The organism is Paenibacillus sp. FSL L8-0340, assembly GCF_038593145.1.
Taxonomy (GTDB): domain Bacteria; phylum Bacillota; class Bacilli; order Paenibacillales; family Paenibacillaceae; genus Paenibacillus_AQ.
This window is the reverse complement of sequence record NZ_CP151967.1, coordinates 5,548,801-5,561,715: the sequence shown is the minus strand read 5'-3', so window position 1 is coordinate 5,561,715 and position 12,915 is coordinate 5,548,801. Positions and strand designations below refer to the sequence as shown.

Genomic DNA, 12,915 nt, shown 5'->3' with positions numbered 1-12,915 from the left:
CAGAATACACATAAGTCAATTCCCTAATTCATGTCCACTTGATTGTAATATTGATTATACCAGGTTATAAATTTGTTGATACCGTCGTCAATTGATGTATTTGGTTTAAAGCCTACATCTTCAAATAAATTTTTTATGTCAGCATAGGTTTGGTACACATCCCCAGCTTGCATTGGATAATATTTTTTAATCGCTTTTTTACCAGTTGAATGTTCAATCGCTTGAATTAAATCTATTAATCTTTCAGGTTTATTATTCCCAATATTATAAACCTTGTAGGGTAAGGTTTTATTAAATATTGCAGGAGAGTTTTCTATAAGTCTAGTGACACCTTCAATAATATCATCAATATAAGTAAAATCCCGGTACATATCTCCATTATTAAATACTTTTATCATTTTATCTTCAATAATAGCCTTTGTAAAAGAGTAATATGCCATATCAGGTCTTCCATACGGACCATAAACTGTGAAGAAACGCAATCCGGTTGCAGGTATTTTATAAAGGTGACTATAAGTATGTGCCATTAGTTCATTAGACTTTTTTGTAGCTGCATATAAACTAACTGGTTGATCAACCATGTCTTCTGTTGAAAATGGTATCTTTTGATTAGAACCATACACAGAACTTGAGGAAGCATAAAGCAGGTGGCTTACTTTGTGGTATCTACACATCTCGAGAATATTGAAGAATCCCACAATATTGGATTGTATATAAACATGTGGTTTCTCAATGCTATATCTTACACCTGCTTGTGCCGCCAGGTTGATTACTATATCAATGTTGTTTTTTGAAAATAAGTTTTCAAGATAGTCCCTGTCAATTAAATCTGCTTTATGGAAAGTGAAATGATCAAATTTCTTCAATATGTTTAAACGGCTAAGTTTAAGGTTCACGTCATAATAATCGTTCATGTTGTCATATCCTATTACTTTGCAACCCATGCTCAATAACTTTTTGGAAAGGTGCATACCAATAAAGCCGGCTGCACCTGTAACAAGATATGTTTTTGTGCTATCTACAGGTTTTAAATTCATTTTACACACCTACACCATAGTATTTAAATCCTTTTCCAGTTAATTCTTGTTTATCGTAAATATTTCTAAAATCAAAGAAATACTTTCCACTATTTAGTTCATCATATTTATCAAAATCCAGGTTTCTGAATTCATTCCATTCAGTGAGAATCAAAGTAGCATCCGTATTTGTAATAGCCTCGTAAGTTTCTTCACACCAAATCAGGTTATCTTTTATATCATGAAGACGCCATGTACCTTCTTCACGTCCTTTTGGATCATATACCTTTAGCTTTATACCATACTTCACTAATTCTGGTAAGATGACTAATGAAGGTGCTTCCCTCATATCATCTGTATTAGGTTTAAAAGTAATCCCTAGAACCGCTATAGTTTTTCCCTCAACTTCACCCAGAGCATCCACGATCTTATCTACCATTTTAAGCTTTTGTCTTTCATTAGCTTTTATAGTAGCTTCTATTAAAGAGAGAGGTTCACCGCTATCTTGGGCAATTTTAACGAGAGATCTGGTATCCTTTGGAAAACAGCTTCCTCCATAACCAGGACCTGCATGTAAAAATTTGGGGGAGATGCGTCCGTCCTTTCCCATTGCTTTAGCTACTTTTTGAACGTCAGCCCCCACCTTTTCACAAAGATTAGCTACTTCATTAATAAAGGTAATTTTCATGGCAAGAAAGGCATTTGATGCGTACTTAATGATTTCTGCCGTTTCAATGTTCGTTATGACAAAAGGAGTTTCATTGATATATAGGACTCGATATACTTCTTTCATTAGATTGATAGCTTTTTCATTTTCAGCACCGATAACTACTCTATCGGGATGAGTAAAGTCTCTAACTGCAGATCCCTCTCTTAAAAATTCAGGGTTTGAAACTACGTCGAAAGTATAGTTTACCCCTCTTTCGTTTAGAGCATCTTGCACCAGTGACTTGACTTTTTGTCCTGTTCCTACGGGTACAGTCGACTTATTGACAATCACCTTATATCCATTCATGTAAGTAGCTATACTCTCGGCAACAGTAAGAACATATTGAAGATCAGCACTTCCGTCATCTGCTGGCGGTGTTCCAACCGCAATGATGATAATGTCATTTTTTTCTACAGCATCCTGGATATTAGTTGTAAAATATAGTCGTTTATAATAATAATTTTTTTCGACCATTGTTTCTAATTCTGGCTCATATATGGGAATAATACCTTGTTTTAAACGAGCAATTTTGTTTTGATCAATATCAACACATGTAACTTTATGGCCAAAGTCTGACAGGATTGCTCCCGACACTAAACCAACATAACCTGTACCTACTATGGCAATTCTGGACATTAATTACACCTCTTATATACCTTTTAAGTAGTAGAGATTTAATATCTGATCAAACTTTTTTGCTACAGCATTATAATTGTAGTTCTCTAAAATATAAGGCTGTATCTCACTTAAATACTTTTGTCTTTGTTCCTCATCACTAAGGATGGAAAGAGCCTTTTGTAATTCATTTTCATTTTCGACAATGGCATAATCTAACTTGAACTTACGAAGTAACTCAGAATAAGCAGCAGAATTTGATACAATTGTGGGAATACCATTTGCAATCGTCACTAGCAATCTGTTATTGCTCTTTTGTTTTTCCAAACTATCGTGAGACAAAAAGCATAGACTATAACGTTTTAGATTATTAATAAATCCTTCATATTTCCATTCTATTAACTCAACATTGTCTAATTTAATTTCTTTATTGCCTATAACACCTATTGAATATTTAGGTTGCGCGGATATATAATCAATTGCCCACATTGCTGATTCTAAATTACCTAGTTGGTGATTACCAAACCAAACTACTTTTCCGTTAAATGGTGAAAGGGAAGGGTTCAATTGTTCAACATAATCGATACCATCATTCAAAATGCAACATGGTTTACCTAGCTTCAATTCCTCTATCCGCGCTTTTTGAGTTTCATTTGCAACAGTAATTAAATCAGCTTGCTGCGCAACTTGGTTAAATGATTCTCTGGCATCATCGTACTGCCGTCCTACCACATCATAGATGAGAAAAACCTTTCGTTTCTTTTTTTGATCTAGAATTTTTATTAAATTTTCTTGTGAAGCGGATTGATTCACAACAATAATGTCAGCATTCTCCGGATCATCAAGATTAGCTATATACTTGTTGGGAAATAACTTTTGAAGATGATCTATTAGATATAAAGCCCGAAGTCTTGATGTGGCATTTTTTATAAAAGGCCTTCTTTTGGGGATAAATGTTATCTTAATCGGATTTTTTCCCACTTTTACTCCCCTTCCAAAATAGTCTCATATAATAATATGCGTTTAATTTTGTTATGCTTAATTAAAATGCCTAAACGGTCTGCAAAATATATTCAAGAAAAGGCAGGAAGGATGTGTGCATACGCCGATTCTTATGGGGATGGCTGGTTCGATCAGCATCTGGACGCCGGGAACTGGAGGACATGGAACGGTTTGACCCCAATGAAGGAAGCAAGGCGTTTTTATCTTGTAGGGGGGGACGAGTGGACGCGTTCAGCTAATGGTAATGCATCGTCCGATCGGAAGAAAATCGTGCTCGCAGGGGCTCCGTGTCAAATCATGGGGCTAATTCTTTGAAACAAAAGGTTTTTATGAATTATTTTTATGTCTATACCCAATGATATAGGGATTTATACGAATTTGTTGGCCAATTTTGATTTCATTTGCAGTGATTCCCAATTTCCACAGACAAAACACTAGAGAACACTGATCTCGTTCGCTTCCAGTAGCGATTTCGTTCCACCAAAGTTCATTCAATTGGTTTATTTTTTCCGTGTTTTTTCTAATAATAAATCCACTCTCAAATAATCCATAATCACGAGGAAATCCTTCATTTAGATACTTTATTTTTACACGGTCCGCAATTTCGGTGCTTACTTTGTTGACTTTTAAACAGTGTTCTAATTCTTGATAGGTGCAGTTTCGTCTTGGATGCTTGTATAAGGCAATATCTTGGCCCTCTAGACATTCCACTATCATCTCATAAATATCTTTTGCTTTTAATTTAAAATTTGCATCCAAATAAATGCTTAGGTCATGTTCTGGTAGAAATTTATGAGATAACAATTTGGTTAAACGAGCCATTTTTCTTGCGCTTTCAAATTGTTTTTCCAATACTTTAATCGTCCAATTTTCAGACTTTATGCTCGGGTCATCTGTAAACAGAATATAATCCACACTTTTATCTATACATAAGGGTTCTTTAACGGAATCATGATTACCAAATAATGAAGTATAAACAACTACCTTCATAGTATGCCCTCCTCGAGTCTATTAGCGAATGATCGCTTAAGATAACTACGTACCACATAATGTCCAAAAGAGGATGGGACGGGTTGTCCGAAAATAGCTGGAGTAGTTGTCCAGGACCGTAAACCCGTCAAGGCAACGAAGCGTTCATTTAGCCTTGACGGGTGTTTTCTAATAGAAGAAATCGGCAGCCACCCCATTGGACTGCTTAATCCTCGAGAGTCCTCACATATTTTTCTATTATGTTGCTAATATATTTGTGATCCACGTTATCATAACAAGGAAGAGTTACGGTATTTTTTTCAAGATATTTCGCAATTGGCTGAACACTATTATATTTGTTCTTATAATAAGTTGTATTGCTCAGGCAATACGTTCCTATTGTGGATTCAATTCCATTTTCCGTTAAATAAGCGATTAAATGATCTCTATTCATCCCTTCGGGAACCATAAAAACGAGGGATTGAATATTATGAATCACATTGTCCAGCGAATTTTGCCTTTTAAAACCTAAAAGATGGAGTCTCTTTTTATACTCGTCAGCTATACTGTTCCTACTTTTCACAATTGATTCTAATTTATTTAATTGTTTTATTCCCATTGCTGCTTGAAGCTCCGATAGTCTGTAATTATATCCATAATTAATGAAATCAGCCATTCCATCTCGGACAATCGCTCCATGGTTTAATTTAACACTCATAATTTCCGCGATTTCTTTCTTATTGGTTGTAATCACTCCTCCTTCGCCAGTCGTAAGCAATTTCCGGGGATGAAAACTAAAACAGGTAAGATCTGCGATTTTACCTACGTTGACTCCATTTTCACTGCTCCCGATGGCACAAGCAGCATCTTCAATCAACGGTATTTGATGTTTTTCACATATCCCTTTTATTTTAGATATTCCGCTTGGGTTTCCGAACGCATCCACGAATATGACTGCTTTTGTTTTTTTGGTTATTTTCCTTTCTAGTTCTTCCGATTTCATATTGAAAGTATCCTGATCCACATCCGCAAAAATTGGCATCGCTCCGATATCCTCTACAACATTTACGGTTGCCGGAAAAGAAAAGTCGGATACGATCACCTCGTCTCCCAATCCTATTCCGAGTGATTTTAAGCACATTGTCAATGCTGTAGTCGCAGAGGTGGTCAGGAAGGCATGATCGACTCCTAAATAAGTTTTTATTTCCTGTAAGAATTTGTTTACATATTCTCCTTTGGTAAAAATTCCTGATTCAAATATTCTTTTGAAATCTTCTTCAACTTCTTGAAAGGTAATATAAGGTTTTATTAATTTTATCATTTAAGAACATTCCTCTTGTTATATATTTCTTTATACCATCGAACCGTTTTTAATAACCCTTCATCAAAATCCACTAAATTAAAATCAATCATCGACTTGATCTTTTGATTGCCTGCATGATGACAGGCTACATCTGCCGGTCGACAATCTTTATATAAAATAGGACCTTTATAATTGAGGATTTTTGATATTTTTAAGATAATTTCTTTAATTGCAATGTGATTACCGGCTGCAATATTTACACAATCTCCACGTTTAATCACATCATAAACCTTGATTATAGAATCGATTGTATCTACTACATAAATATAGTCTCTACTTTGTAGACCGGTTCCATGGATTTCCGGAGCATCACCATTTAACAATTTCATAATCGTTGCAGGAATCACTCCTGATAGAGGGCCTTCATAATTTTGCCTAGGACCATAATTATTAAAGGGTCTGACGATAAACGCATCCAGACCGAACATGTTAACATAACTGTATAACATGGTGTCAGCAGCGGCCTTGCCTGCAGCATAGGCCGTAGTTGGAAGTATCGGATGCTGTTCATCCATCGGCTCATATTGTGCGCTGCCATAAACCTCAGATGATGAAAAGTGACAGAGTGTTTTAAATGCTCCTTTTCTCTGTAACTCAAGCAGATTATTTAAAACGATCACATTTGTCATATAGGCATTCGATGGATTGATAAAGGAATAATTCAATGCCTTGGTGGCACAGTTGAAAACAATATCAATCTTATGTTTTTCTATTATATATTCCAGAGAGCCTTTTAATTCGGCATCATCTACATATAAGACCATTCCCTTGGACAATGCGTCTGATAAGTTTTCTCTGTTTCCTAAAAACATATTGTCAACAACTATGACTTGTTTCGCTTCATTCATCATTAATTGTTCTACCAAGTGACTCCCTATAAATCCCGCACCGCCGGTAATTAATATCGTGCTATTTTTTATTTTAGGCCTCATAGTCCACCTCCACTTGTAACTTGTTCCCCTCGATGTATGCTCTAATCATCTGTGCGACTTCCAAGGCTTTGGATGCTTCTTCAGGCCCTACAATGGAACATTGCTTCATTCGAATGGATTGCACAAAATGATCGATTTCAGCAAAAAGGGGTTCAGTGTTGGGAACGATGATCTTTTCAACTATACTTTCTTGTCGGTAGGATAGATTTTTTTCTATAACAGAATCCACTTTTTGATAGATAAATAACTCTTTGGTCATATAGTCAGATTTGATCAACCGATCTCTTTCGGTGATCGTCAACGTCCTTACTTTTTCCTGAGATAAGCGGTTGGCTACCAGATTTGCTATGACCCCATTTTTGAATGTAAGCACAGCATTAGCCACATCCATCTGCCCAGATTCAGTCAGGCTATAACCTACCGCAGAAAGGCTTTGAATCGGACTTCCGACCAAACTTAAGACAATATCAATGTCATGGATCATAAGGTCAAAAATAACATCTATGTCAATCACTCGGTTGAGGGCCCCTAATCGCCTCGTTTCAATGGAAATCATTTTGGGGCGATTAATAATTTTGTTTAGCTGTTGAATTACCGGATTGAATCTTTCCACATGCCCTACCTGAACAATGACATTCTTAGCCTTGATTAATGGTTTGATTTGTTCTGCCTCTTTCATCGAACTGACGAATGGTTTCTCAACCAAAACATGTTTTCCTTCCTGCAATGCCTGTTGGATGAAAGTGAAATGTAAACTGGTTGGAACAGAAATGATTACTGCATCCACTTTTTTTAATAATTCACTAAATGACGAAAAAGGACAAACATCGTACTCCTTAGCTATTTTCAGGCACCGTTTCATATCGTTATCATAAACACCAACAAAATGGACATTTTTCATCTTATCCAGGGTTCGGCAATGATTCATGCCCATAATTCCGACTCCGGCTACCCCAATATTAATTAATTCCATTACTATCACCCTTAAATTCTTTAATTGAGGATATTACATAATCTTGTTCGTATTCTTTTAACGTTGGATAAAGCGGCAGGGCCAGGATTTTTTCCGAAACCTTTTCTGCTATTGGAAAGTCTCCTTTTTGATAATGGAGTCCATGGAAGGCAGGTTGAAGATGAAGGGGTAGGGGATAATAGATGCCTGTAGCAATTTTTCTATGGTTTAGGTATGAGGCTAATTCGTCGCGATTGTCTGTTTCAATGCTGTATTGGTGAAAGACGTGTTCCCGATTCTTCACCGTAATAGGGGTTTTAACCAAACCTATCAACTTTTCTGAGTAGCGGTTCGCAATTTCTCTCCTTTTTTGATTCCAATCATCTAGTCTCTTCAATTTCACTTCTAATATGGCTGCTTGGATTTCATCTAACCGACTGTTTAAACCGATATCAGAATGTACATATTTTTTTTCGCTTCCATGATTTCTCAATACTTTAATTTTTTCATATAAATCCTTATCACTCGTTACTACCATACCTCCATCTCCATATGTTCCAAGATTTTTGGAAGGGAAAAACGAAAAACAACCTGTATCACCAAATGATCCTACTTTTTTTCCATTAAAAGTGGCTCCGATGGATTGGCATGCATCCTCAATAACCTTTAAACGATATTTTTTCGCTATTTCCATAATCTTTTCCATATCTGCCGATAGTCCAAAAAGGTGTACAACCATAATTGCTTTCGTTTTTTTTGTTATCGCTTGTTCAATCAAAGCGGGGTTCATATTATACGTTATGGGATCAATATCGACGAAAACAGGCTTTGCCCCGACACGAGCAATAACCTCTGCTGTGGCAAAGAAGGTAAAGGGGGGAGTAATGACTTCATCTCCATCCCCAATAGACATGGCTTCCAATGAAAGAAGGAGTGCATCTGTCCCATTCGCAACCCCAATGCCATAAGAGGTCCCTACGTATTCGGATAACAATTTTTCAATTTGCTTTCCTTTATTCCCTAGAACATAGGATCCACTTTCCAGAACTTCATGAACTGACTTCTGTATCTCATCCTTTACACTCTCGTATTCCGCCTTCAAATCCAATTGAGGTATCATTTGTTTTCAATCCTTTACAAGGTATTTTCATCCGGTACTTTTCTTGCTGGGTTTCCTACAACTGTCTCAAAATCCGGCACATTTTTTGTCACAACGGCCCCTGCACCAACCACAGTATTCTTACCTATAATGATGGCAGGTAACAATGATGCATTATTCCCTATTTTTGCTCCTTCCTTAATATAAGGACCTCTCAATGTAAATTCTTTTGCTCCCATATATTTATCATTGGACATGGAAACGCATGGACCAATGAAGACGTGATCTTCAATCGTAGTATCTGCCGTAACATAAGCTAAGGTTTGGATGGTGCAATGCGAACCAATTGATGTATTTAATTCAACCATGGCACCTCGACCTATGACAGTATTCGCTCCAATCCGTACTTTTTCACGGATACTTGCTTGATCCCCAATGAATGCTTCTTCAGAGATTATAGTTCCCGTGTAAATCGAAACATGATTTCCTATTTTGACATTAGATTTGATCTCAAGTGGAGGTAAAGTAGTCTCCGTTTTTCGCATATTTGCATTTCCACCGGGATAAACCCCGATAATACAGTGAGATCCTATCGTTACGTTATCCCCAATTCGGGTATTTCCCAAAATAGCCGTATGATGCCCGATAGAAACGTTTTTTCCTAATACGACACCCTCCTGAATTACGACCAGTTCACCTATATTTGCATTCTCACTAAATCTATCAATCATTTGCATCCCCTCTTTTTGGTATCAAATTAGAAAAAATTGTAACTCCACTTTCTTATATCAATTGTGAGTACCTAAGATACTCTTAATCATATTTACTAACTCTAAGGCACGTACCGTCGCTGAATGTTTTGTATGAACCATTCTATAACCTTCATTTGCCATCTTTGCCCGTTCTTGATCATGGGTTAAATAGAACTCAATCTTTTCCAAAAAATTCTTTTCATTAATAGAGGCAAAGTGTACATCCGGTATAAATCCTATATCCTCTAGCTCTTTTAAGGGTGGCGCAAGCAAAAGAGTGTTGCAAGCCGGAACTTCAAAATACTTTGCTAATGGATAATGGAAGGTTGAATCACATGTTAAAAATAATTTTGCTCGATTAACTTCCTTAGCATATTTTTCTCCTATAATAATATTTTTCCTGGTTTCATCCTGGTTTTCGTAACCAGGGTGTGGATGATAAACAAAAAAAGGCTTATCTATTAAAGCATCATACATGATTTTTCTTAACGGATAATACCTCCTTGCTACCCCCATCATTAAACAATCGATGTCTTTAGGTAACCCATAATCTTTAAAGACCTCTTCATTGGCAAAGTGAGGCAGCCACCTCATTCTTTGGAGATATTTGGGATACCTATTTATAAAGTAATCTCGACAAAGTGTAAAAATATATGGAACATGATTCTGCTCAATAAAAAGGATACGTTCTTGCACGAGTCGATGAAGATCATACATGAAAACACCGAATGGGATATTAAGAGAGGAGAGTCCGGTGATGACGGGAGAACGATTGTCAACCGGATCATTGATCAATATAAAATCCGGCCTAAACCTGATATGATTCAGGATATTTTGAATATCCCCTGGCTCACTCCATAGCACTAAATCGATTACCTTAGACAATGCCTGAGAGAGATAATATGGATGTCTTTCCGTCTTTTTGGAAAAATCACGGCTAATATATAATATCTTGAGTTTTTCCATAAGTTACTCCTTTCAAATTAGTCAATCAATCAACTCATGAAAAATCCATCTACAAGTTTCAAAATTATATTATGCATTGGATGTTTAACATTCCATAGACATGAATGGAACTTCCGATTAAACACATTTTTAATGTCTCATACATTAATATAACTAATCGACTTTCAAGGAGTGTGTAATAATGACAATCAGACCAATTGTTATCTTAGGTACAGGTGGAAACTGTATTGATATTTTGGATACAATAAATGACATTAATGCTATTCAATTAAAATATGAATGTGTCGGATTCCTTGATGATAACCCAGATCATTGGGGACAAAGGATTGCAGGGTTACCCATTCTTGGCCCGCTTCCCACTGCCAAAGATCTTCCTCCATCGCATTTTATTGTGAACGGTATAGGAAGTCCTCGAAATTTTTGGGAAAAAGAATCTATTATAGCAAAGACGAAAGTCGGTATCGAAAAATTCGAAACTATTATTCATCCTACTGCCCATATATCAAAAATGTCTGATATTGGTCGGGGGACGGTTATTTTCCAGAATGTCACGATTACATCAAATGTTAAAATTGGTGATCATGTAATCATCCTTCCAAATACAGTGATAAGTCACGATGATATTATCGGCGATTACTCCTGTATTGCTGGTGGAGTTTGTATTTCCGGTGTTGTTGCAATTGGTAAATCATGCTATATAGGAACAAATAGCTCAATAAAACAAAATGTATCAATAGGTGATTTTTCACTTGTCGGGATGAATAGTGCCGTTTTGCGTGATGTTCCGAAAAACAATGTAGTTGTTGGTAACCCAGCAAAATTTTTAAGATATACCCGCTGATGTGGCCGGGGGAGGGGAATACAATCAGTAGCCTTTTCTTTCAAATTAAGTGACAATGATTAAATTTGAGACATAAGTTAATTGAGGATGTGAGTGGAAAAGCATTTATTATTTTATAGTGGGAGGAAAGGATGGGATATAATTTTGTTAAAAATAGTTAGCGTAATTGACCAGATCGGTTCAGATATAGATTATTTAGCTAATGGTTTATTGCCCTATATGGATCGCTATGATTACCAAGTTTTGGATGTACATCCTACAACCCCAAGTACTTCTCAACTTATGCGATTCGAAAAATACGGTAAGGATGCAGACATTATTGATTTTCAACATCCTCATATTGCGCTTTTGCTATTAAACAGGTATCCCTGGCTTTCAGAGAAGAAAAAAATATTAACCAACTATATTCCTGATTATCTAAATAACAGTCAATATAGCATGTTTGATAAAGTAGTCTCTTCAAATAAAACGATGCAAAGAAGAATACCGGGCAGCGTGTTTATTTCTTTAACAGTGGATACTAATTTCTGGACTTTTAATGACAAGTGGACGAATAATAAAAATTTGATTATGGTTACCGATGAAATAAAGCAAGAAAAGGGAGTTTTTGAAGTAGCAGTTGCATGCCGTAACCTTGGGCTAAACCTTTTATTGGTTGGTCGAAAATCGGATGAAAGCTATTTAACTAAAGTGTTAGAAACTGGACGTGTTACTTACCGACAAGAGATGAGTAAGGAAGAACTTCAACAATTGTATTATCAGTCTACCTTATTCGTTTGTAACTCGGATGAAAGTGAGATTGGACCTGTTTCAATATTAGAGGCCATGATCTCTGGGGTGCCAATTCTTTCCCGTTTAGTCGGACATGTGCCAGAACTTAACAAAAAGAATAGTATGCGATTATTAGAGTCTCCATTAAATGATGTCGCTTCATTGACAAATGCTATTGAGAATCTTCTGAGCAACGAGCAAGAGCTCTTAGTTATGCGCGAGAGAGCTTGGCAAATTGGCTCAAAACAAGCAGACGAACGCAGAGCATACAATTATCAAAAGCTTTACAGTTCCCTTTTTCCTGGAACCCCAGTCTCTGTAATTGTAACAATTTATGAATATCATCATACAATACTTAATTGTTTACAATCTATTGCTGCCCAAGATTATGTTAATAAAGAGTTAATTATCTGTGATGACAATCCGAATAGTGAAAATCAGTCAGTAATAGAGGAATTTGCACGTTCAGTCTCTTTTCCAGTTGTATATCGAAACACATCCCGAAAGGAAAATGATTATGGGCTAGCTAGAGCTCGTAATGTAGGGATAATAGAGGCAAGTGGTGATATTTTAGTATTTTGCGATCAGCGTATAAGTATGCATTCCAATGCTATTAGTGAATTTGTCAAAAATCTAATGCCTAAAAAATGGTTATTTGGTACAAAAGGAATAATAAAAGGATTTGTTGAGAACTTCTCCTGTGTTTACCGAAATGATCTAATAAGAGCTGGCATGTTCTGTGAGCGTGTTGATGAATATGGTGGGGCAACACAAGAAATATTTAAACGCACTCATTCACAGGGGTTTAAGCATGAACTAATTCCAACTGCTAATTCAACTTTTATTGTTGAATCATTAAGTCTTTCAAAAAGACGTCCAGAAATTATTAAAATGCGAAATCGCTTATATAGAATGAACTTTTAGCCTT

At 36.2% G+C, this 12,915-nt stretch carries 12 protein-coding genes; 2 read left to right on the top strand and 10 right to left on the bottom strand.

All coding sequences use genetic code 11. The features are described 5' to 3' along the window. Window positions 1-23: 23 nt before the first annotated feature. From NST07_RS25385 to NST07_RS25340, 10 genes are all read right to left on the bottom strand, one after another. Complete coding sequence (locus NST07_RS25385; protein ID WP_341095257.1) at window positions 24-1,037, bottom strand: GDP-mannose 4,6-dehydratase; 1,014 nt, start codon at window positions 1,035-1,037, stop codon at window positions 24-26. A 1-nt stretch (window position 1,038) separates the two neighbouring features. Beyond that, window positions 1,039-2,361 (bottom strand): UDP-glucose/GDP-mannose dehydrogenase family protein, encoded by a 1,323-nt coding sequence (locus tag NST07_RS25380; protein ID WP_341095255.1) that lies wholly within the window; start codon window positions 2,359-2,361, stop codon window positions 1,039-1,041. Between the two features lie 12 nt (window positions 2,362-2,373). Next, window positions 2,374-3,321, bottom strand: a complete 948-nt coding sequence (locus tag NST07_RS25375; RefSeq protein WP_341095253.1) for a hypothetical protein — start codon at window positions 3,319-3,321, stop codon at window positions 2,374-2,376. Between the two features lie 348 nt (window positions 3,322-3,669). Continuing rightward, window positions 3,670-4,332 (bottom strand): glycosyltransferase domain-containing protein, encoded by a 663-nt coding sequence (locus tag NST07_RS25370; protein ID WP_342480364.1) that lies wholly within the window; start codon window positions 4,330-4,332, stop codon window positions 3,670-3,672. A 205-nt stretch (window positions 4,333-4,537) separates the two neighbouring features. Next, window positions 4,538-5,632, bottom strand: coding sequence for a DegT/DnrJ/EryC1/StrS family aminotransferase (locus NST07_RS25365; RefSeq protein ID WP_341379372.1), 1,095 nt, complete (start codon window positions 5,630-5,632; stop codon window positions 4,538-4,540). Continuing rightward, window positions 5,629-6,606 carry an NAD-dependent epimerase/dehydratase family protein gene (locus NST07_RS25360; RefSeq protein WP_342480363.1) on the bottom strand — a complete coding sequence of 326 codons (978 nt, stop codon included), beginning with the start codon at window positions 6,604-6,606 and terminating at the stop codon, window positions 5,629-5,631. The genes NST07_RS25365 and NST07_RS25360 overlap by 4 nt, the downstream gene beginning before the upstream one ends. After that, complete coding sequence (locus tag NST07_RS25355) at window positions 6,596-7,579, bottom strand: Gfo/Idh/MocA family oxidoreductase (RefSeq protein WP_342480362.1); 984 nt, start codon at window positions 7,577-7,579, stop codon at window positions 6,596-6,598. Before NST07_RS25355 ends, NST07_RS25360 begins: the two co-directional genes overlap by 11 nt. Continuing rightward, window positions 7,566-8,678: a DegT/DnrJ/EryC1/StrS family aminotransferase gene (locus NST07_RS25350; protein ID WP_342480361.1), complete on the bottom strand. Its 1,113-nt coding sequence runs from the start codon at window positions 8,676-8,678 to the stop codon at window positions 7,566-7,568. The genes NST07_RS25355 and NST07_RS25350 overlap by 14 nt, the downstream gene beginning before the upstream one ends. Window positions 8,679-8,692: 14 nt before the next feature. Further along, entirely contained in the window at window positions 8,693-9,388 is a 696-nt protein-coding gene (locus NST07_RS25345; RefSeq protein WP_341095242.1) for an acyltransferase, read from the bottom strand. Between the two features lie 57 nt (window positions 9,389-9,445). Further along, a complete protein-coding gene (locus tag NST07_RS25340) occupies window positions 9,446-10,375 on the bottom strand; it encodes a glycosyltransferase (RefSeq protein ID WP_341095241.1) in 930 nt (309 codons plus the stop codon). 181 nt (window positions 10,376-10,556) lie between these two features. Here NST07_RS25340 and NST07_RS25335 point away from each other — a divergent pair, with 181 nt between their 5' ends. Next, the gene (locus tag NST07_RS25335) at window positions 10,557-11,216 is read left to right on the top strand and encodes an acetyltransferase (protein ID WP_341095236.1); all 660 of its coding nucleotides are present in this window, start codon (window positions 10,557-10,559) and stop codon (window positions 11,214-11,216) included. A 93-nt stretch (window positions 11,217-11,309) separates the two neighbouring features. Next, the gene (locus tag NST07_RS25330) at window positions 11,310-12,911 is read left to right on the top strand and encodes a glycosyltransferase (protein WP_341095234.1); all 1,602 of its coding nucleotides are present in this window, start codon (window positions 11,310-11,312) and stop codon (window positions 12,909-12,911) included. Window positions 12,912-12,915 lie beyond the last annotated feature (4 nt).